The 22,105-nt window shown below is 67.8% G+C and carries 14 protein-coding genes; 5 read left to right on the top strand and 9 right to left on the bottom strand.

Annotation, left to right across the window (positions count from 1 at the left end):
- The first annotated feature begins 146 nt into the window (after positions 1-146).
- On the top strand, positions 147-2,612 hold the full coding sequence (locus D7Y11_RS13535) for a hypothetical protein (RefSeq protein WP_126933898.1): 2,466 nt from the start codon (positions 147-149) through the stop codon (positions 2,610-2,612).
- Between the two features lie 10 nt (positions 2,613-2,622).
- Here the strand turns inward: D7Y11_RS13535 and D7Y11_RS13530 are convergent, their stop codons facing one another.
- From D7Y11_RS13530 to D7Y11_RS13520, 3 genes are all read right to left on the bottom strand, one after another.
- A complete protein-coding gene (locus D7Y11_RS13530; protein ID WP_126933897.1) occupies positions 2,623-3,747 on the bottom strand; it encodes a hypothetical protein in 1,125 nt (374 codons plus the stop codon).
- A gap of 24 nt (positions 3,748-3,771) precedes the next feature.
- Entirely contained in the window at positions 3,772-5,076 is a 1,305-nt protein-coding gene (locus tag D7Y11_RS13525; RefSeq protein WP_126933896.1) for a glycoside hydrolase family 2 TIM barrel-domain containing protein, read from the bottom strand.
- Between the two features lie 413 nt (positions 5,077-5,489).
- Positions 5,490-5,867 carry a hypothetical protein gene (locus D7Y11_RS13520; protein WP_126933895.1) on the bottom strand — a complete coding sequence of 126 codons (378 nt, stop codon included), beginning with the start codon at positions 5,865-5,867 and terminating at the stop codon, positions 5,490-5,492.
- Positions 5,868-5,990: 123 nt separating this feature from the next.
- On the opposite strand from D7Y11_RS13520, the gene D7Y11_RS13515 reads away from it, so the two are divergent.
- A complete protein-coding gene (locus D7Y11_RS13515; protein WP_368773797.1) occupies positions 5,991-7,670 on the top strand; it encodes a pseudouridine synthase in 1,680 nt (559 codons plus the stop codon).
- A 9-nt stretch (positions 7,671-7,679) separates the two neighbouring features.
- On the opposite strand, the gene D7Y11_RS13510 is transcribed toward D7Y11_RS13515, so the two are convergent.
- The 4 genes from D7Y11_RS13510 to D7Y11_RS13495 form a co-directional block, all read right to left on the bottom strand.
- Positions 7,680-8,585, bottom strand: a complete 906-nt coding sequence (locus D7Y11_RS13510; protein WP_120576398.1) for an NADP-dependent oxidoreductase — start codon at positions 8,583-8,585, stop codon at positions 7,680-7,682.
- Positions 8,586-8,716: 131 nt separating this feature from the next.
- Positions 8,717-9,823, bottom strand: coding sequence for an alpha/beta fold hydrolase (locus tag D7Y11_RS13505; RefSeq protein WP_120576397.1), 1,107 nt, complete (start codon positions 9,821-9,823; stop codon positions 8,717-8,719).
- Positions 9,813-11,360, bottom strand: coding sequence for an FAD-dependent oxidoreductase (locus D7Y11_RS13500; protein WP_199753731.1), 1,548 nt, complete (start codon positions 11,358-11,360; stop codon positions 9,813-9,815). Before D7Y11_RS13500 ends, D7Y11_RS13505 begins: the two co-directional genes overlap by 11 nt.
- A gap of 12 nt (positions 11,361-11,372) precedes the next feature.
- Positions 11,373-13,733 carry a GMC oxidoreductase gene (locus D7Y11_RS13495; protein WP_126933894.1) on the bottom strand — a complete coding sequence of 787 codons (2,361 nt, stop codon included), beginning with the start codon at positions 13,731-13,733 and terminating at the stop codon, positions 11,373-11,375.
- Positions 13,734-14,064: 331 nt separating this feature from the next.
- On the opposite strand from D7Y11_RS13495, the gene D7Y11_RS13490 reads away from it, so the two are divergent.
- The 3 genes from D7Y11_RS13490 (at position 14,065) to D7Y11_RS13480 (ending at position 18,790) form a co-directional block, all read left to right on the top strand.
- Positions 14,065-15,846 (top strand): serine/threonine-protein kinase, encoded by a 1,782-nt coding sequence (locus D7Y11_RS13490; protein WP_233607279.1) that lies wholly within the window; start codon positions 14,065-14,067, stop codon positions 15,844-15,846.
- Positions 15,847-16,014: 168 nt separating this feature from the next.
- Positions 16,015-17,826, top strand: coding sequence for a serine/threonine-protein kinase (locus D7Y11_RS13485; protein WP_126933893.1), 1,812 nt, complete (start codon positions 16,015-16,017; stop codon positions 17,824-17,826).
- Between the two features lie 193 nt (positions 17,827-18,019).
- Positions 18,020-18,790, top strand: a complete 771-nt coding sequence (locus tag D7Y11_RS13480) for a DUF6602 domain-containing protein (protein ID WP_126933892.1) — start codon at positions 18,020-18,022, stop codon at positions 18,788-18,790.
- Between the two features lie 384 nt (positions 18,791-19,174).
- On the opposite strand, the gene D7Y11_RS13475 is transcribed toward D7Y11_RS13480, so the two are convergent.
- Positions 19,175-20,554, bottom strand: a complete 1,380-nt coding sequence (locus tag D7Y11_RS13475; RefSeq protein ID WP_199753730.1) for a hypothetical protein — start codon at positions 20,552-20,554, stop codon at positions 19,175-19,177.
- A gap of 206 nt (positions 20,555-20,760) precedes the next feature.
- A complete protein-coding gene (locus D7Y11_RS13470) occupies positions 20,761-21,999 on the bottom strand; it encodes a nitronate monooxygenase family protein (protein ID WP_233607278.1) in 1,239 nt (412 codons plus the stop codon).
- Positions 22,000-22,105 lie beyond the last annotated feature (106 nt).

Here is a 22,105-nt window from a genome sequence, read left to right as displayed (position 1 = left end):
CAAGCAAAATGCCCATGACCGCGTAAGGCTTTGTATCCTGGAATGGCACACGTTCCGGCCCGTCACGGAACGCACCAGGAGCCGCGCCATTGAATGACGTCCCGAGCAAAGCCACCTCTGGAAGGTCCAGGAGCGGCGTGCTGGCCTTGCAGGTCCTGCTAATCATTGCGGCAACGGCCTGCGCGGCGGACAGGCAATCCCAGCGGGACACGACCTGGGCCGCGCACTTCATCAGCGCCGCGGAACGCATCGAGGCCCGGGCCCGCTCGGTGGGCATGGCCCGCCTGCACGACGTGCGCGCGGAGCAGGCGGAGCTGCGCGGCTGGATGGAGACCGTCTCCCAGGAGATGGCGCTCGGAGGCGCCGAGGCACAGGGTCCTGGACACTATGCGCTCGGGTGCGGGGAACGGGCCCTGGGTCGCGAGGCGGAAGCGCTGACGCACCTCGAGGCTGCCTGGAACGCGGGCTTCCGAGACCCTCGCGTGGCGTGGGTCCGGACGCAGATCCTGAGCGAGCGCTACCGCGCGCTGCGGCTGGAAGCCATCACCGCTCCCGACCCGGACGAACGGAAGGCGCGCGAGCAGGACGCGGAGAGCAAGTACCGGGAACCGGTGCTCACGCTGCTGCGGCAGGCGGCGGGTGCGGAGTACCCGTCAACGGACTACGGCGCGGCGCTGGTCGCGATGCATGAGGACCGCCTGGACGCGGCGCTCGCGCTGCTGGAGGGCGTGAATACGAAGCATCCCTGGTTCGTGGAAGCGCGGCTGATGCGCGCGGACGTGTTCCTGCTGCGTGCCGCCTGGCACTGGAAGGGGAATAGGAGGAAGGAGACGGGCGAGGACATGACGGCCGCGTTCCAGGCGCTCAAGGATGCCAGGACCACGGCGGAGAGCTTCGCCCCGGCCCACCTGGGCCTGGCGCGGTTCGAGGCCGCCGGAATGAACCTCTTTCATCTCAACTCCGGGCCCGTGCTGCTGCTGTCCAGCGGGGACGACGAGGAGTCAGGCCCGGGGAAAGAAGGCCTCGCGGCGCTGGACGCAGCCGCCCGGGTGGATCCCGGCCATGCCGGGTTCGCCTGCGAAAAGGCGCGATTCCTCACCATGCTCGCGGAGCGCCCGAATACCTACGCGGCCTTCCTCTCCCTGCGCAGGAAGGCCGTCGAGACCGCGCAACGCATCCTGGAGCTGGAGCCCGCGAGCGCATGCGGCCGCATGGAACGGACTCGGGTGATGGTGCAGGAAACCGAGGCGGTCCTGAAGGAGAGCCGCGTGGACTTCTACAAGCTCCAGGAGGCCCTGGACCTGCTGGAGGCCGTTCCTCCGTCGGGACGCGACCTCGCGTTCCACCTCCTGCGCGCCCGGCTCCTCCAGCTCTGGACGGAGGCTGACCTCCAGGTCGGGAGTTGGAGGGTTGGCTCCAACGGATGGAAGCACCAGGAGCAGGCCATCGAAGCCTGGCGGAGCGCGGTCGCGATCGAAAAGCGCGTGGCCGCGTACTGGGTCCAACTGGGGGAGCTCCTCCTGGCCAGGGCTTCCAATCCCACGGCGAAGGATGTCGACCAGGACCTGGAGCCAGCAGACAAGGCCGTGTGGCATGCGATGGGTGGCGGCAGCACGAAGGCAGCCGAGGTGTGGCTCCTGTGGGCGCACACCGAAGTGGCGCACGCCTTGCGGAAGCGAGCCCAAGGCGAGACGGCCCCATGGAGGTTCGAGCAGGCCGCGCACCACCTCCGCAATGCCCTCCTCGACGGGGCCCACAATCCGACCCTGCATCACGAGTTGGGGCTCGTCCTCCTGGAGCATGCGAGGGAGACCTGGGAGCACGGAGGCGACCCCACCGCCCTGCTTCAGCAGGCGGAGGCAGCCCAGGCCCAGGCGGCGAAGCTGGCGCCCTCGCTGGACCTGAGCAAGTTCGGGCAGGCGGCGGTCCACGCGGCGCGAGCGGAATATGCCTGGTGGCGGGGAGCGGATCCCACCGAGCAGGCGGAGCGGGCGGATGCGTTCTACAGCCAGGCGCGCCCCTTCTTCAAAACCCATAAGAACCAGCAGTTCGCAGGCCGCATGAAGGTTTCCCACATCCTGGCGCGCCACCTGCTGGAGCAGGGCCGGGATCCCGACCCCGTGCTCAAGCGACCGTGGGAAAGCCTCGACATCATGGAGCGGATCGGCCAGGACCGCGTCCTGCGTTATCTCGCCACCGGGACGATGTTCAGCCTGCGTGCCCGCCATTCGGCCCGCACGGATCCGGAGAAGGCGGAGAAGGAGTTCGTCGAAGCGGAGAAGTCCTACGAGGAGGCCCTCCAGGTGGAGCCCCTGAATCGGGAGGTCCGTCTGGAGGAGGGCCAGCTGTTCCGTGAGTGGGCAGTGGCGCGAAACGCCGCGAAGCAGGATCCGGAGCCACTCCTGTCCAAGGGACTCGCGCTGGCGGACGCGTTGCTCAAGGAGCGTCCGAACTGGCCCGAAGCCCTGCTGCTGCGCGCGGCAATCCTTCGCACGAAGGACCCAGGCTCTGCCCAGGCCCGCGCGGACCGCGATGCGGCGTTGAAGGCCAATGCCAACCTCGCCCCTGGATGGGCGCGTCAGTTCCCGGAGGACGGGCCGCTCACTCCCTGAGCGCGGTGCTTCAGGGAGTGGCCGGAGACGTGGCGCAGGCGGACTGGTAATCCTGGAGCTTGCGCTCGAAGCGTTCCCGTTCCGGCGCGGGCCATTTCGCGGGCAGCAGCTCCACGGCCTTGCGCTGTTGCGCCAGCGCCTCGGTGCACTGGTTCAGCCCGAAGTGCGCGGCGGCGGCGGTCTCCAGCACGTAGGGGTTGGGGTGCTCGCCCAGCGCAGAGCGGCGGATGGCGGGGCGCAGTGCCTTCAGCGCGTCGGAGTGCTGGCCCGCCTGGACGCGCTGCCAGGCCATCTCCGTGGCGATCCACCAGTATTCGGGCGCCATCGCGTAGGCCCGGGCCAGCACCCGGGGATAGTGCGGATGATCCGGTGCATGGATGGCGAGCTGCGCGGCCAGGTTGGTCCAGGCCGAGGTGCTCGTAGGGGACCACCCCACCCGCTTCCGGGCCCACTCCAGCTTCAACTCCGTGGACAGGTCCGGGCTCCGGTTGCTGCCGTAGATGGGATGGAAGTTGACGGTGTACGGGCGGCTCATCGGATGCCCCGCCAGCATCCACGGCCTGTACCGGTCCTCTGAGAGCTGCGCGATGAGGTGCGCTGCTTCATGCTCCGGCCCACTCTCGATGACCTGACAGTCGCGCAGGCGGCCATCCACATCCAGCCGGCAGCCGAGGATGATCAGCGCGTACTGGGTGTGGGTGAACCGCGGCTCCCGCTTCATGGGGCGTACCGCCGCGGCCTCAAGGATGACCGAAGGCTGCACCTGCTCCTTCAAGAACACGCACGCCTTCTCGTAGTCCGCGTCGCATGAGGCTCGCAGCTCCCCGAAGGCGCGGCGAAGCTCCGCGTCGGAGGGATTTCCCTTCAGGACCTGGACGACCTCTTCGAAGACACGGGGCGCCTGGTCAGGCTCCAGCTCCACGGAAGGGGCCTTCAAGGAAGCAAACGCGTCGGTGGTGACGAACCCGAAGTTCGTGCCCTGGGCGATGCGGCGCTCATAGGAGCTCGGGTCGTCCAGGTAGGCATCCATGGCCAGCGACAGGTGACCATGACTCGCAGTGGACGGGGGAAGACCGTAGTGGCCACATCCCGTTGAAAGGCACAGCAGGAAGAGGGACAGCAGACGCCAGGACATGGCGCTGGACTGTAGCGCAGGGCCTCAGGGAGTCGCTGGAGCCGACACGGACGTCGTGGCCGCGACCAGGTTCCCCGCGCCGTCCTTCGCCAGGCCGTACAGCTTGATGGCGCCCGTCACGACTGGCAGACGCACCCGCCACGTACCGGGAGTGGTCCCCTTCCGGGACTCCAGCATCGTCACGCGGTCGCGCTCTGCTCGGGCTGGCGCGCCCCGGAAGTTGTAGGCGAAAGACACGTCCAGCGGAGTGGCGGAGGTGACGTCGAAGGCCACGGTCGCCCAGTCTTTTTCCAAGCCCCGGACCTCCAGGCGCACCGGCACGGGCAACTCGGGCGCTGGCTTCACGCCCGTGTACGCCTCCCGCACCGCGTGCCACGCCGGCCGCGTGGACGTACCGGACAGCATGCCCAGCCACAGGCCCGTGTGGTCCAGCGCCGCGCTGTAGTTGAAGACGAACAATCCCAGACACCGGCCCGCCTGGACGTGGGGAGCCAGGGCGTTGCGCCAGCCGTCCACGATGACGTCGTACTTCTCCCCGTCACCGGGTTCCTGGGGCACGCCGCGAGCGTCCTTGGGGGCCTCCCATTCGCCCTGCGCACCGAACTCGGTGATGAACCACGGCTTGCGGCCACCGGCCTGCTTCACCGCATCCGCCAGCGCGTGGATGCCCCGGCCGTAGACGTTCAAGCCATACGCATCCAGCGAGGGCACGTACTTCTCCCAGAACGGGATGCCCAGCGTCCAAGCATCCACGGACAGCACCGGGTGCGTGGTGTCCGCCTTCTTCACCGCGCGGACGACCTTCTCCAGGAAGCGCGCGTAGGCGACCTTGGACGGATCATCCGGCGAATTGAGGATGACTTCGTTGCCCACGCCCCAAGCGAGCACCGCCGGGTGGTCCTTGAAGCGGCGCACCTGCGCGAGAGTGGCCTGGAGTTGCGCCTCACGGCCCTTGGCGTCGCGCACGTAGTCAAATGCGTCGTCATTCTCCATGCCCGGGCGGCCCGGCCGCAGCCACAGTCCCACCAGCACGCGCAGGCCATGCTTGTGCGCGGCATCGAGCAGCGCGGCTGTTTCATCCCCCGTGCCCCAGGTGCGCAGCGTGTTGACGCCCAGGGTCTTGAGTTGCTCGCAATCCTTGTCGAAGTTCGCGGGCCCGCCCGTGCCGCTGAAGGTGACGCCCTTCGCCACGTAGTGCTGGCCGTCCACCTCCAGCTTCCAGCCCTCCCCTGCCTTCAGGATGGCAGTGCGAGCCTCTACGCCCCAGGTGGGAAGCAGGAGCGCGGTCAACAGCAGGACGCCAGCAGCGACAGGACGGGCAGTGGCCATGGATGCAGACAGTCTAGACCGCCTCAACCCCTATTCATCCAACCTGGAGAATCTTCCGCCCCTTCTGAGGTGTCATGTTCAGCGCCTCCGGAATCTCAAAGCAATAGGCCACAAAGGCATCCCCCGAGCGCTGAACCCCATGGTCTGGTAGATGGACTCTCCATCACGAACCAGGTCCCTGCGCTGACCTACCTGCTTTCCCGCATCAACCCACTCACGCAATCGCGCAGGAACGTCCATCACGTCTCCTCCTTCTCCGGGCGCAGGCACGAATTGTCATCCGAGATAGGCCGCGGAAGTCCAGGAGGCAGAGCCGTGAAGCGCACAGGAGAGTGATGGAGCGCTGACTTCCCTCTTCCGCGCCAGCCGGCCAGCCTCTCCGTAGGCCTGCGCACCCGCCCCTTGGGTTCGCGCTACCGCTTCACTTGCGAGGAACAGTGCATCCCCTTCGCCTTGAGCGTCTCGATCATCTTATCGACCGTCTTGAGCTCCAGGCTGGGCACTTCCTTGCGCGTGGCATTCTCGATTTCATGGATGACTCTCATCTGCTCCTCCGATGACTTCTTGACGAGAGGTTCCTTCATGATCTCTCTGTCAATAATATCCGTGAACTTCTTCAGGTCCCCGGACGAGAGCTTCCAATTCGAGTTTGCCGCCACCATCTCCTTGTTGATGCACGCGATAAATTTATGCTTCCCCGCTGTATCATCGTCCGCGGATGCGGAATGGGGGAGGACGAGCAGAAGAGATGCCGTCATCAGCAGTGTTCGGAACAGCGGGCAGGATGACATTCGGGCTTTCCAAGAACGGGCGCGGTGAGGCGAGCCATTCTGCGGCGCTGGAGGAAGGCAGAGCAACCAGCCACTCCTTATGCCTGCGTCCCCAAGAATCGGGTTTCGTGCTACCCCGAAGCCGTGGACCCGCTTGTCACCCTCCTCGAACCGGCACCCCAGGCGGATGAATTGCCAGGTGCGTTCCCGAGCCCCTTCGACGCCGTGGGCCCGCACGCCCTCGCGCGCCGGGCCGCGGAGTCGCTGCAGGCCACGCTTCGCGAGGGATTCATCGCTCCCGGCATTGCCAGCGCCGTCCTCCAGGGGCCGGACGGCGGGAAGATGTTCGGCGTGCTCGTGGTGCGACGGCCGGACGGAACGCTCGGAGTGCTGCGAGCCTTCTCCGCGATGCTCGCGGGACGCTGGGACGTATCGGGCTTCGTGCCTCCCATATTCGACCGTGAGGCACGCGCCCGCGTCGAGCCGGTGGCCGACGCCACGGTGAAGTCCCTGCTGGCCCGCGCCGAAATGTGGAGCACCTCAGAGGAATTGCGTCGCGTGCGCGAGGACGATGACGCCCGTCAGACACGCGAGGCAACGGAGCGCGAAGCCATGCGCGTGCGCCACGAAGACAGACGCCGCCAGCGCCATGAACGTCGCGCCGCCATCGTGGCCATGTCCGCGCTCACGGAGACCGAACGCGCCCAGGCACTTCACGCGCTCGACCAGGAGAGCCGGGGCGACAAGGCGGAGAAGCGCCGGTGGGACGCGGCGCAAGAAGAGGCCCGCCACCTGCTCGCCCCCGCCCGAGCAAAGGCGGAACGTCGCGTGCGCGCGCTGGACCGACTGCGGCGCATCGTCTCACGCGGCTTCATGAAGCAGGTCCACGACACCTACGCCATCACCAACGCCCGAGGCGAGACCCGCCCCCTGCGCTCGCTCTACGGTGGCGCGGAGCCCCCGTCCGGTGCTGGCGACTGCGCGGGTGCGAAGCTTCTCGCTTACGCCTTCGCGCACGGACTCCAGCCCGTGGCGCTCGCGGAGTTCTGGTGGGGCACGCCTCCCGCGTCCGGAGGCCGCATCCAGGGTGCCTTCTATCCGGCGTGCCGCGACAAGTGCGGCCCCCTGCTCCCGTTCATGCTGGAGGGCCTGGAGGTCTCCGCCCCGCGCGTCTTCGTCCCACCGCCCGCGCCCACGCCGGACCTCTCCATCGTCTTCGAGGACGCGTGGCTGGTCGTCATCGACAAGCCCTGTGGCCTGCTGTCCGTGCCAGGCCGGGATGCATCCCTCCTGGACTCGGTGCTCACCCGCCTGCGCGCGCGATACCCCGACGCCACGGGACCACTGCTCGCGCATCGGCTGGACCTGGACACATCCGGGTTGCTCGTCGCCGCGCTGGACAGCCGCACGCACGCATCCCTTCAACGCCAGTTCCTCCACCGCGACGTGGCCAAACGTTACGTGGCGCTCATCGACGGTCCCGTGCACGGCGGCTCGGGCACCATCACCCTGCCCCTTCGAGTGGACCTGGACGACCGTCCCCGGCAGATCGTCGACCCCATCCACGGCAAGCCCGCGGTCACCGACTGGGAGGTCCTCCACCGCGCGGTGAGCCACACGCGCGTGGCATTCCATCCACGCACGGGCCGCACGCACCAGCTCCGCGTCCACGCGGCGCACCCTCAGGGCCTGGGCGCGCCCATCATGGGAGACCCGTTGTACGGACACGCGGGCCTGCGTCTGCACCTGCACGCCGAAACGCTGTCCTTCGTGCATCCGGCGACGGGGCAGCGCGTGTCCTTCACCCGCGCCGCCCCGTTCTGAACTTCCGCGTCAGTTGACGAGCAGCACCTTGCCCACGCCGCCCTGCTCCGCGACCTTCTGGGCTTCGCGCGCGTCGTCCAGCTTGAACGTCCGGCTGATGGGAATCACCAGGTCCCCCTTCGCCGCGCTCACCGCGATCTGCTCGAGCCGGCGCGCATCCGGATGGGCCATGAAGCTGCGCACGACGAGGCCCTTCTCCTTCGCGCCCTTCGGCTCACCCAGCACGCTGCCCACGGTCCCGCCGTGCTTCACCTTGTCGAGCACCGCCGCCACGGCCTCACCGCCCACCGTGTCCGCCACCGCGTCCAGCGTGGGCAGCTTCGCGACGTCCTTCGGATCATCCAGCGCGACGACGCCGTCCACGCCCAGCTTCCGGGCCTCCTCCACCTGCGTCTTCCGCACACCCGCCCAGATCTTCGCGCCCCGCGCCCGCGCAGCGAAGACGGCCGAGCGCCCCACCGCGCCCAGCGCGCCAGTGACGAGCACCGTCTCCCCCTGCGAGGGCCGCACGTGCTCCTCGATGAGCTGCGTGCCCGTCAGCGTCACCAGCGGCAGCGCGGCGGCGGCCCGCAGGTCCAGGTTGTCGGGCACCTTCGCCCAGGCCTCCGTGGGCGCGACCACCGTCTCCGCGTAGCCGGCGTTCACCAGGCCCATCACGCGGTCGCCGGGCTCGAAGTCCTCCACGCCCGTGCCCACCTCCACGACCTCACCGGACACGTCGCGCCCGAGGATGGTGGGGAACTTCAGGTCCATCCGCCCCTTCATGTCCCCTCGGCGGATCTTCCAGTCCACCGGGTTGATGCTCGCGGCGGTGACGCGGACCTTCACCTCGCCCGGCCCCACCTTCGGCTCGGGCATCTCCTGCACCGCGAGCACGTCCACGTCCCCATAGCCTTTAAGCACGACCGCTTTCATCCGGGCCTCCACGTAAGCCGAGCGAGGGAAGAGACTTCCAACGTCGGCCCAACGGTAAGCACCCGCGAAGGGGCCGCCATCGTCCGCGACCGCTCGCCCCTCCTCCTGCTTCCCTGGACGGCCGAGGGCCGTCAGCGGGGCTGGAACTCCAGCGCCTCGCGCAGCACCGGATACGTGTCCTCCGCGGCGGTGCTGCCCATGAAGGTGTCCAGGTGGCCGTAGCCCGGCAACATGCGACGCTGGTACCAGCGCGCGCCGTTCGCCTCGCGCAGCCACTGGAAGGTGCGCTCCGTGGACGACGGCAGGTACGTGCGGTTCTGCTCGCTGGAGACGAACGTGATGGGCCGCTGGAAGGGCTCCGGGTCCAGGTAGTCCGGCGGCCGTGCCTGCCCGTAGCGCCGCAGGTTCTCCGCGCGGCCGTAGTCGAACTTCACCGCGTGACCGCCGCGCGACATCTGCCCCAGGTGGCGGAACGTCAGCAGGTTGCACCTACCGAACTGCTCCTCCAACCGCGCGTGCGTCTCCTGGTTGAGGCGCGCGTGCCGGTACAACCGGCCGTACATGAACGACAACCGGTGGCACACCGGGCTGTCACACTCCATCCGCAGGAAGCCCGCCACCTTCGTGAAGGCCGCCTGGAACAACGGCGTGCGGGACGCGTCATCCGGCGTGAGCGAGTCCAGCCCCGCGTCCAGCAGCTCCGGCACCCGCAGGAGCGCCTTGAAGCGCGTGGAGGCCGGCGTGTGGTGGTGCAGCGCCACCTGCGACGCCACCACGGTGCGCACGTCCTGCAGGTGGCCCGCGGCCATGGACATGAAGAACGCCGCGGACCCCGCGCAGTGCACCACCGCCTGCACCGACTCCGCGCCGGTGATTTCGCGGATGCGCCGCACCGCCGTCGGCATGTCGTGGTCCGCCGCGTCGTCCAGCGTGAACTGGCGCAGGGGCAGCTGCACGCTGGCGCGCCAGTCCAGGAGCCACGTGTCGTAACCGTGGCGCACCAGGTACTGGACGAAGTTCTCCTTCAGCGTGGGCAGCATGAACATGCCGCTCCACACGCCCGCGCCGTGCACCAGCAGCACCGGCCCCTTCGTGCCGCCCACGTAGCGGGTGAGCTTGAGGGGCACGCCGTCGCCCGCGAGGAAGTCGTACCGCTCCGCCATGGGCAGGCCCTGGAGCGAGACATCCTGGGACCGCGTCCGCGACACCGCCGCGCTGCTTCGGTAATCAAAAGCCATGGGCCACCGCCTCCGCGATGCGCTCGGCCACCGCGCTGATGGTCATCACCGGATGGAAACCGATGGACGTGGGGATGACGGAGCCATCCGCCACGTACAGTCCGGGGTAGTTGAACACTTCGCCCTCCGTCGACACGACGCCTCGGCCCGGCGACTCCGCCAGGTGCGCCCCGCCCAGCGAGTGCACCGTGAACGGCCGGCGGAACAGCTCCCACGTGACGAGCGGCGCGAACGTCCCGCCATACTGCGAGGCCAGCTCATGCATCGCTGAAGTCATGCGATTCACCAGCGCCACGTTCTCGTTCGCGTAGTCCCACTCGATGTCCAGCCGGTCGCCCTTGAGCACCATGTGTCCGTTGGCATTGTCCTGGCCAATGGCGAACAGGTTGCTCGTGCGCGCCGGATCCACGCCGGTGCCCAGCGGCTTGCTGAACAGCCCCTTGGCGAACGCGCCGTGCAACAGCGGCCATAGCTTCGGCCACAGCGGGGCCCCCATACCGCCCAGCAGGCCCAGCTGCGGCTGCCCCAGCCCCGCGAGCACCGCCGTCGCCGGCCGGTTGAACGTGGCCGTCACCATGGTGAAGCGCGGCGCGGCGTCGAAGAAGCGCATCACCGTGGCCACGTCCGGCCCCCCCCACGGGAGGATCTCCTCGCGGCTGCCGTGCAGCGAGCCCAGGAAGTCGCCGTTGCCGGAGTAGCCGCGGCCCAGCCAATCGCTCACCAGCGGCAGCGTGCGGGCGCGGTCGCGGCTGCGCAGCAATATCTCCACCGTGCCCAGCGCCCCGGCGGACAGCACCACGCGGCTGCCCTCCACGGACGTCTTCTCCCCGGTGGCCAGGTCCTTGAAGTGCACCCGGTAGCCGCCCGCCACGCGCTGCACGTGGGACACGGACAGGCCCGGCCACACCGTGGCGCCCAGCTTCTCCGCTCGCGCCAGATAGGTGAGGTCCAGGGTGTTCTTCGCGCCGGACTGGCAGCCGAACTCGCACTCCGCGCAGCGCTGGCACGCCTTGCGGCCCGGGGCGGAGGGCTCCGTCCAGGACACCGCCTGGTCCGGGTCGAACGTCTGGCGGCCCATGCGCCGCGCGGCCTGCTGGAACAGGTCGCGCTTGCGCAACGGGTCGGACGCAGGGAACGGCTTCACGTCCAGCTCGTTCGCCACCTTGTCGTAATACGGATCCAACGCCTCGCGGCTGAAGCCCCGGGGCCAGCGCGGATGGTCGAAGACGATGGGGTCCGGCCGCACGTGGATGTTCGCGTAGACGAGCGACCCGCCGCCCACGCCGCTCGCCGTCACCGTGCCGATGCCGGACAGGAAGCGCACGTCATAGAGCCCGCGTGCCTCCGGGCGGATGGGATTGCGCCAGAGCAGCTCGTCCGCGCGCGTGACGTCCCGGGGGAACTGGCCCGGGTTGTACCGGCGGCCCCGCTCCAGCACCGCCACGGATTTGCCCGCCTGCGCCAACCGGAGCGCGGTGATGGAACCACCGAAGCCGGAGCCCACCACCACCACGTCGTACTTCTTCGCCATGCCCATGGTGTGTTCCCCCTAGTCGAACTTCGCGCGGGCGAAGACGTCCCAGAGCGTGCCCATGAACATGCCGCCGAAGCGCCGCATCGCGTCCGCCTGCTTCAGCGGCGAGGACGTTCCCAGCACGGAGAACGTGGTGAGCTGCTGGAGGAAGTCCGGCAGGTGCAGCCGGATGATGCCGGTGGCGACGATGGGGCCGGTGCGCTCGTGCCCCTTGCGCAGCACGGTGTAGAGCGTGGACGTGTCGCTCCACACGTCGAAGCCCGCGTCGTCGTTGACCTCCTTGTAGCCATCCAGGAGGTACGGCTGGCCATCCACGCCAGTGAAGGGCAGCAGGTACAGCATGCGCCGCTCGTAGAAGCGCTCCGTGCCCACGAAGAGGTTGAAGACGCCGTTCTCCACCGGCGCGCCCCCGGGCGGCGTGAAGCCGCGCACGTGCAGCGTGCCCTGCACGATGCCGCCGTGTGACTCCTGCGCGAGGAAGCGGTCCAGGTTGGGCAGCGTGATGGTGACGACGAACTCCGCCGTCTGCCCGCCGCGCTGGCCCGCCCGCGCAGCTCCGGCGAAGTCCTCTGGCGACGGGTGGTTCGGCTGGAGGAAGCCCTTCATCCGCTCCGTGAAGCGCAGGCCCACCACCGGCGTGGGGGACACCACCGTGCCTCCGGGCGGAATCACCACGTCGCCCAGCGGATCCGTTCCGGGCACCACCGGCGAGGCCACCGTCTCCACCTCCGGCATCATCCGCAAGCTGACGCGAGGCGGGTACGCGGGCGTGGCCTTCATGGGTGCGCGCTCCGGCGCCACCCAGCCCGGTGCGTCCTTCGCTTCGCGGATGGCCCGCTCCACGTTGAGCTCCGCCACCGCGGCGATGGTGGAGGACGGGTTGACGCCCACGCCCACCGGCAGCGCCGCGCCGTCCATGACGTACAGGCCGGGATAGCCGTGCACCTGGCCGTCGGGCTTGAGGACGCCGTACGCGGGCTCCTCCGCCATCGCGCAGCCGCCCAGGTTGTGCACGGACACCGGCAGGTGCAGCCGCTCCCACAGCGGGTTGTAGGCGGCGCGCGTGCCCAGCGCTCGGGCCACGTCCTCGCAGAGCTGCTCCTGCGTGCGGTACAGCGGCAGGTTCGCGGGCACGTCCCACTGCACCTGGAGCTCGCGCGTGATGGGCGACAGCGTCAGCCGACCGTTGGACTTGTCCCGACCCATGGCCAGGAACACGGCCTGGAAGCGGCCGCGCTCGTTCTCGATGGCGGCCATCTCCTTGGAGCGCGTGCGCAGCACCTTCACCAGCTCGCGCTGGAGCAGGTCCGCCGGGAGCGACATGGCGCGGTCGGGGTCCATGGCCACCATCAGCCCCGCGGCCTGCGCCGGATGCCCGCCCTCCTGGAAGAGGAACCAGGTCTTGTCCTTGCCCTGTCCTTCATCCACCACCATGCCGGTGGTGATGGTGGGGCCCACCGCGGGGTCCCACGGCTCCTTCGTGTCGAAGGCGAAGGCGAGGAAGTCCCCGTTGGCGGAGTAGCGCGTGCCCAGCCGCGCGCTCAGGTCCGGCAGCGTGCCGTGCACGTCGCGGTTGCGCAGCAGCAGCTCCGTGGAGTTCACCGCGCCCGCGCACAGGAAGACGCGGCGGGCCTCCACGGTGCGCTGCATGCCGGCGCTGGCGTGGTCGGTGAAGGTGACGCGGTAGCCCGGCGACAGGGGCTCGATGCGAGTCACTTCCGCCTGGGTGGTGACCTCCGCGCCCCGCTGTTCGGCGACGGCCAGGTAGTTCAGGTCCAGGGTGTTCTTCGCGCGGCGGTTGCAGCCGATGTCGCACTCGCCGCAGTAGTTGCAGCCCTCCTGGAGCACGCCGAACTTGTTGGGCAGGGGTTCGCCCGCGGGGGCGAAGCGCACGGCGAGGTTCGGGTAGAAGAACTGCGCCTCGCGGCCCAGCTTCTTCGCCACCTCCTGCATCCGCTTCGTCTTGGGCGGCAGCCCGCGCGCGGCGGCGGTGATGGGCTGCACGTCCAGCATGTGCGCGACCAGGTCGTAGTACGGATCCAACGACTCCCGGCTGTAGCCCTCCGGCCACCCGGACGCGAACACGTCCGGCGGCGGGCGCAGGTGCACGTTGGCGTAGATGAGCGAGCCGCCGCCGTACCCCGCGGCCTGCACCACGCTCATCCCCTTGAGGAGCTTGATGTCGAAGAGCCCCTGCCGGTGCTGCCACAGCCAGCCGTTGCGAGGATCCTCGAAGTCGCGAGGGAAGCTGCCCTTCGGGTAGCGCAGGCCGCGTTCGAGCACGCGCACGGTCAAACCCGCCTGCGCGAGCCGACAGGCCGCCACCGCGCCGCCAAACCCGGTGCCGATGACCAGGGCGTCGTATGCCGGTGCCATGTTCCCCCTCGGGTGCGGTCCCTGGGGAGCAGGGATCCGGAAGCGCGACCCGGGAACGTCCAGGTGAAGGACGGACCTGACTCTACAACGGGTCACCCCCGTTTCCTTGAGGCCGGCCCCCCTCCGCGGATCAGCATTTTTCGCTCTGGAGAACTGGATTCCATGATCAGCGCGGATAGGTTGGCGGGCGAGCGGGCAGATGGCTCGCTTGGACGCGCGACGTCATGGCCATGGCCCGGTACCATCGGCGCGGAACGACCTTTCCCATGAACGCGGACGATTGCCAGAAGCGGGGTCACCAGAGGTGGTGACGGACGAGGAGGTCCCGGCGGTGCCGGCGTCGACCGCGCCCTCGGCGGATCCGCTGGTGGGGTCGACGATTGGCGAGTTCGTCATCCGGGAGCGCGTGGGCGCGGGAGGGATGGGGGTCGTCTACCGGGCGGAGCACCCGCTGATTGGCAAGCACGCGGCCATCAAGGTGATGCGCGCGGAGCTGGTGTCCCCGGAGCAGGAGCAGCGGCTGCTGGTGGAGGCGCGGGCGGTGAACGCCATCCGGCATCCGGGCGTGCTGGACATCTTCAACTTCGGGACGCTGCCGGACTGCCGGCCGTACGTGGTGATGGAGCTGCTCCAGGGCCAGTCGCTCGCGGACCGGATGCGCGAGCAGGACCGGATGGACGTGGGGACCACGGCCTGGGTGTTGGAGCAGGTCCTCGCCGCGCTGGGGGCCGCGCACCGGGCGGGAGTGGTGCACCGGGACCTGAAGCCCGCGAACGTGTTCCTGATGGAGCAGCCGGACGCGGCGCCGCTGATCAAGCTGGTCGACTTCGGCATCGCCAAGGTGATGCAGGAGCATGACGCGCTGGCGCGGGCGGACCGCTCCACGGTGGGGACGCCGGACTTCATGGCCCCGGAGCAGATCCGCGGCGGAGAGGTGGGCCCGGCCGCGGACCTGTACGCGCTGGGGGTCATGGCGTTCCACATGCTCACGGGCACCCGGCCGTTCCAGGGTGACAACGTGCAGGTGATGTTCGCGCACGTGGAGCAGATCCCTCCCCGGGTGTCGTCGCGGGTGGAGGGGATTCCGCCGGAGCTCGATGACCTGGTGTCGCAGTTGATGGAGAAGGAGCCCGCGAAGCGGCCCGCGACCGCGACGGCTGTGCGGATGAAGCTCCGGGGGTTGGCGCGACCGCCCGTGCCTTCCGTGAGCGTGGAGCCGGAGGCGCCACCGCAGCCGAGCGTGGAGTCGCGGGCCGTACCGCAGCAGGCGCCCGCGACCACCGTGCCGCCGGGGCGCCGGAGCGGGGTGTCCATCGCGGTGGCAGCGGTTGCCGGTGTGGCGCTGCTGGGATTGGGTTACGGGTTGGGGACGCAGGCTCGGAAGGCGGAGCAGACGCAAGTGTTTGCGCCGCCGCGACCTTCTGAACCGGTGATGGTGGACGCGAGGCCCACGCCTCCGGTGGAGCCACCGCCGCAAGCCCCTGTCGAGGAGCCGCCCGAGGTCCTCGCGGAAGAGACGCCGGGAGAGGCAGAGACCGCGACAGCGACCCTGGCGAAGTCCACGAAGTTGCCGCCGTTGCCGGCGGGAACTGCCTCCGAGAAGAAGATGGAGCAGCGGCTCGCAGGTCTGTTCAAGCTCCTGCTGGCGCGGGCGAAGGACGTGGATGCGGAGGGAGCGCTGCGCGGCAAGCTGATCCAGCAGTACCGGGCCGCCACGGACGCGACGGACGCCGAGCGTGCGCGCATCCATGTCGCGCTGGATGACATCGAGAAGGACCTGACCCAGCGCATCGCGCTGCACGACGCGCCCCCGCCTCCCGTCGTCGTCGCCGCCGCTCCGGAGCCGCCCAAGGTCCCGGCGCTCGTGATTCCCAAGCTGCCCACCCTGCCCCAGGGCAATGCCTCCGAGCAGAAGCTGGCCCAGCGCATGGACAAGCTGGTCGCGGAGCTGCGCAAGCGCACTCGGAACCAGGACGTCGCGCCGGAGCTCACGAAGCAGCTGGTCGGCCTCTACAAGGAGGCCGCGAAGGCCGATACCGCCACCGAGCGCATGACCGTGCATCAAGCCTTGGATGCGTGGCAGGAGCGATTGACGGCGCGCTTCCCTCGCTGATCATCGAGGAGTGCATCGGTGAGGGCGGTCGGGAGGAAAAGGACCGCCGCACTGGAAGTACGGGGAGCTCCGCGTCGACTGGCAGACGAGCAAACAACCGGCAAGCCCCCAGGGCACGCGACGGCGTCCCCGGGCTCACGGTACTGTCACCGCAAAACGAGCTTTTCCATGAAGACGCGAAGAATTCCGGAGACGGGGGCGCACCGGGCGCTGACGGAGCGGGAGGTGCCGATGGCGGTGGCACCCGCGGCGCCGAAGGCGGATCCGCTGCTGGGAGCGCAGCTGGGTGAGTTCATCATCCAGGAGCGCATTGGCGCGGGTGGGATGGGGGTGGTGTACCGGGCGGAGCACCCCATCATTGGCAAGCAGGCCGCCATCAAGGTGTTGCGCGCGGAGTTGATGTCGCCGGAGCAGGCGCAGCGGTTGCTGGTGGAGGCACGGTCGGTCAACGCCATCCGTCACCCGGGCATCCTGGACATCTTCAACTTCGGGTCGTTGCCGGACGGGCGGCCGTACGTGGTGATGGAGTTGCTCCAGGGCCAGTCGCTCGCGGAGGTGTTGCGCTCGCGGGGACGGCTGGACGTGGGGACGGCGGTCTGGATGTTGGATCAGATCCTCTCACCGCTGGGGGCAGCGCACCGGGCGGGGGTGGTGCACCGCGACCTGAAGCCGGCGAACGTGTTCATGGCGGAGCGGCCGGATGCTGCGCCCATGCTCAAGCTGGTCGACTTCGGCATCGCCAAGGTGCTGCAGTCGCAAGAGGGACTGACGCACGCGGACGGCTCCGTGTTGGGGACACCGGACTTCATGGCGCCGGAGCAGGTCCGCGGCGGCGCGGTGGGCCCTGCCACGGACCTGTATGCGCTGGGCGTGATGGCGTTCCAGATGCTCACCGGCGCGCGTCCGTTCCAGGGAGACAACGTGCAGGTGTTGTTCGCGCACGTCGAACAGGCACCGCCGCCGCCCTCGTCGAAGGTGGAGGGCATTCCGCCAGAGCTCGACGCGCTGGTGCTCCAGTTGCTGGAGAAGGCTCCGGCGATGCGGCCTGCCTCCGCGGAGGAGGTGCGGCAGAGGTTGAAGGCGCTGTCCCTGGAGCGGCCTCCGGATGCGCTGGGACCTTCCGTGGCGGTGGAGCCGAAGCGGGAGGAGCCCACGTCTCCGACGGCGCCCCGGCCGCAGGGGCTCGCGGATCGCCGGAAGGTGGCACCGCTCGCGGCGGCGGTCGCGGGGGTGGCGTTGCTGGGCACGGGGCTGTGGTGGATGACTCGGCCCTCGGAGACGCCTCCCAGGTTGGAGCAGCCTCTGCCCGTGCCGGTCCCGCCCATGGTGAAGGCGCCGGATCCGGTCGTGCCACCCGCGCCGGATCCGGTCGTGACAACCGAGCCCGAACCGGAGGCGCCCGAGGAAGAGGCGTCGGAGACGGAGACGGAGGTGAAGACAGGACTGCCTCCGCTGCCGCTCACGACGGCGTCGGAGAAGAAGCTGGCGCGGCGGCTGTCCGGGTTGTTCAAGCAACAGCGGGAGCGAGCGAAGGACGTGGACGCGGAAGGCGAGCTGCGCGGCAAGCTGATCCACCAATACCGGGCCGCCGCGGACGCGACGAAGGATGCCGAGCGCGCGCGGATCCACGTGGCGCTGGACACCATCGAGAAAGACCTGACCCAGCGCATCGCCTTGCATGACGCGCCGCCCGTGGTCGTTGTTCCGGAGATGCCCAAGGTCCCGCCGCTCGTGCTGCCCTCGCTGCCCACCCTGCCCCGGGCCAACGTGTCTGAGCAGAGGCTCGCCCAGCGATTGGACAAGCTGGTCGCGGAGCTGCGCAGACGCACGAAGGGACAGGACGTCGCGCCGGACCTCACGCGGAAGCTGGTCGGCCTCTACACGGAGGCCGCGAAGGCCGAAACCGCTACCGAACGCATGGCGTTGAACCAGGCCATGGACGACTGGGAGGAGCAACTGAGGGCGCGCTTCCGCCGCTAATCATTGGCTCGACAACAGGGGCATCGTGCACCACATTGAGCACCCGTCAATTGAAAAACAGACCACCATCAAGATCCTGCAACTGAATTTGATGTCCGTTCAAGGGGAGAGGCATTTGCTCGTAGAAGCCCGCGCGGTCACTGCTCTCCGGGCATCACCTATGTAGAAGCAAAGTGCTAGAATCCCAACCCCCATGCCAAACCCTCCGAACTACACAGAGTTCCACCGCAGCATTACCGAAGAACTATACTCAATCAAAGACCGCATTCGGAATTTGGTCCAACACTGGCCGACTGACGGCGAGCACAAGGAGATAGCAGTAAAGAGCCTACTTCGCAGGCACCTTCCGGAATCCGTTATCGTCGGCCGCGGCTTTGTCGTCACTCAGTCCGAGAGTTCCACACAGATAGACATCCTAATCGTCGATGCGAACAAGCCGACCCTTTTCAAGGACGGAGACTTATTAATCGTTACGCCAGACGCCGTGCGGGCGGTAGTGGAGGTCAAGACCGCACAAAGAGGAACAAAGGAACTGACAGAAACATTCACCAAACTCTCACAGATCGAAAACATCTGCCAAAAATCTACCGGTCGCGACTCCGTATTCACAGGCCTTTTTGTCTTCGAAGGCGAACACGACGATTGTGAAAAAATCCTTCAGGGGATTGCCAAGTCTTATTCCGTCACAAATCGGCCAATCAACTGCGTCTCGTACGGCAAAGAAACGTTTGTCCGCTACTGGCCACGAGGAACCGAGATCAATAGTGCCGAGCAGGGATCCGTCTGGCACGGCTACAAATTGCCAGAAGTCGCGCCCTCGTATTTTTTGGGCAACCTGATCGAGTGGGTTGGCTCAGGAGACGTCAACTCCGCAGGATTCGCTTGGTTCCCAGCCATCGGCGGGAAGGAACAGTACAGATCCCACTTCCTGCCGCCAGGAGGCAAGCCTACTGTGTACTGGTAATGCATACTCCGCCTTGTTCTGTAAGCATTTCCCTGTACCTAAAGGCTGTGCCAGATATCCGACACAAGAATCAACCTGGTGGCGCGAACATCTAGACAGGAGCCGGTTCTAGGAAGTCGCTCGCCAGCGTCAGGCATGTTCAACGCTGGCTGTACGCCGACATAAGCCGAGCGATGCCGAATAGAGTTGCGTTGAGCCTTGGGTGGACTCTGGCAGTGGCCCTCCTTCGAAGAGCAGGGACCGCAACTTCATCAATGCCGTCCTAGTGAGCCCTTCTGAAGTGAACTAGACAAGACTGACCAAGACAGGACGTGCCCGATTGAGGGAACAGTTCCATGTGCTCGGCGCCGAACGACAGGACCGGCGCCTGGGTCCACGCACCTGTCAGCCTTCTTCAATCCTGTCCGGATACGGGTCCGAGTCGAGCGCGACCGCCGTCTGCGAGAAGTAAGGGTGGAAGTCCGGCAGGAGCGAGAGAATTCCACCGTCTTCTTGCAGGAACTCGTGATTAGCACCCGGAAGGAGCATTGGGTCGAGCGGGATGCGCGCGGCGGGGTTATGCAGCACTACCATGCCCTCGATCCAGCTTTCGGAGTATCCCGGCGCGTGCACTTCGTGAGCGAAAGGTTTCGGCATCGGTCCGTCAGGGTCGCGCTCGCCACGACGAACGCCAGTGCGAAGCATCCGGACGCGTCGGCTTCCAAACCCGGCGCGGTAGCCCATGCGGTTGAACTTGGTAATTGTGCCCTGCGGATTAACGATAACTGCACTGACATTCTCGGCACCGGGAAGGCGAAAGAAGCCTGATGGTTCGACAGCGCCTTTGAAGCGATGCTCGGCGATGCGCTCGATCCGCCGTTTGTCACCGACCAAACTATGGCGCACACCGAAGACATACTGGGTCGCGGCAGGCACCACCATGCGCATCACGCCAGGGCCGTGAAAGTCTTGGAGCGCGATAGCGAACGGCTCATCACTAATTGCGGGCGCCTCCCAATAGGGTGGGCGGCGCTCAAGTTTGCGCCTGAGCGCCCGAGCAAGCTTAATTGGGACGTAGTTCTGAAGATAGACAGTCAATTCCTCAAGAGTCGCGGGCGGAAGTTCCGGCGCGGCGTTGGGCGGGTTAGCAGTGGTCGCCTCTATCGAGAGACGGCCGAGCGGACCGCGCAGTACCAAGTCGGGGACCTGAGCCTCTTCGCGGGCGTAGCCGAGTTCGGCGAATGCAGCAAAGAGGTAGAGTTCCCACAACCGAGCATCGAAAGCCTTCGTTTGAAACTGCTCGACGAAGTTGCCGTCGAGATCGTCATAGAACCGCATCATCGCCGCGATGATGTCGCGCGCAGGCGAATAGCATTCGTCCTCCACTAGCACCCGGAATGTCGGATGAAGCCGCGCCGGCAGCGCGTGAGGCACGAAGAAGTCAACCGGTGCGCCCATGGCATCGCCTTGATGAAAGGCGGTATCGGGTTCCGCGGCGCGCGCAGCGAGTGCTGCGGCAAGCTCGGCACGTGCGACTTGAATTGTGGGTAGTGAACTATTGACAGAGACCGCACGGAAACGGAACCGCTCGTCCCGGCCGAGCACCACCCATCCGAAGTCGTGGTCGATGCGGTCCCAGGTCACCACCCCAAGGATTCGCTCGTCGTGAGTCGCGAACCAATCGACCTCTTGGATGAGATGGACGATGAAAGGCTGGCGGGTATAGCCCGCCAGCGCGTCGAATCGGCACTTCGCGAGCGGCCGCACCGGGTCAGACATGGTCATGCGTCGCGTCCTTCGGCCTAGCAGGGCATTGAAGTCCGTAGCAGCGTCGGCAAGCCACAGCGAAACAGATATGTCTTTGAATAGTCACACCACAAATCGTGATTCCAAAGCGCCTCCAGGCCTTTTTCAACAGCATCTCAGGATTCTCCTGCAGTGATCAATTTCACCCAGCAGGTACAGTCACGATACGGATTGGCCTGCATTACCTAACCCCGGTCCTCCTCGTCCGCCTCATCCAGCCCCTCCGGCGACTCCAACAACCGCCGGGCCCGCTCCATCATCTCCACGACGATCTGCCCTGCGGGCTGCACGGTGTCGATGCGCGCCATGCTCGCGCCTCCCGCCGGGAGACTCATCTCCTCCAGGTCCCCCTGCGTGTCCGGCGTGGGCAGGAACGAGCTGAACTTCGGCATCACGTACTGCACGTCCAGCACGCCCGGGAACAGCCGCGTCGTCCCAATGGCGTCCGACTCCGTCGGCGGCGGCACGCTCGACTCGCGCCCCGCCCACTCGCGCACCACGCGGTTGCGGATCACCCGCATTCGCTTGCCCGGCCACTCCGGCCCGAACAGCGTCGTCATCGCCGTGTCGCCCGCGTCCCCGTCCACCAGCCGCTCTTTGTAGAGCGGATGCGCGTACGCCTCCACCGACGCCACCAGCCGCGTGCCCACCCAGACGCCGTCCGCGCCGTGATGCAGCGCGCGCGCAGCGCTGAAGCCGTCCGCGATGCCTCCCGCCGCCAGCACCGGCACCGAGTCCGTCAGCTTCCGGAACTCCTTCAGCAACACCAACGTCGGCGTGCTGCCCAGGTTGCGCCCGCCCGCCTGCCGCCCCTGGGCGATGAGCCCCTGCACCCCGGCGTCCAGTGCCTGCCTTGCCAGCTCCACCGTGCCTGCCTGCACCCAGACCCGCGTCCCCGCGGCCTGCAGCGCTTGAATCCATTCGCGCGGCGGCAACGCCCAGTGGAACACCACCACTGGCACCTTCGCCGCGATGCAGGTGTCCACGTGGTCCCGCGTCGTGAAGCCGTGCGGCTCCAGCCGGTCCACGATGAAGTCCACGCCGTAGGGGCGCTGCGTGCCCGCCTGGATGGCCTTCAGCCGCGCCTCCAGCACGCCCGGCGGCTCCGGCGCCGTGCCCAACATTCCCAGGCCGCCCGCTTCCGACACCGCCACCACCAACGGCGGCAGGGACACGAACGCCATGCCCGCTCCGACGAAGGGATAGTGGATGCCCAGCTCGCGCGTCAGCCGCGTCCTCAGCGTGTTGCCCTCCAACACGTAGATGGGCTTCGACTTCGGACGGGCCTCCAGGCCCGCGGCATCGGACTCGCCGTCCGCCAGCGACGCCTCGTCCTCGGGGGAAGCAGAGGGCTGGCCGGGTCGTCCGTCGTTCGCGCCGTTCATCGCGTCTCCCGAAAGGATGCTGACGTACCGAGCCTTCAAGATTAGCAGCGCCGCCCCCTGATTCAGTCGCGGCCGGGCGGGGCCGTGCTCACTGGCCAGCAGAGCGGCCTCACTCCTCCAGGATGAGGCCGCCGGACCCCAGCCC

The organism is Corallococcus sp. AB018, assembly GCF_003986945.1.
Lineage (GTDB): Bacteria > Myxococcota > Myxococcia > Myxococcales > Myxococcaceae > Corallococcus > Corallococcus exiguus.
Note: the sequence above shows the minus strand (reverse complement) of the source record. Positions and strands in the feature narration are given on the sequence as shown.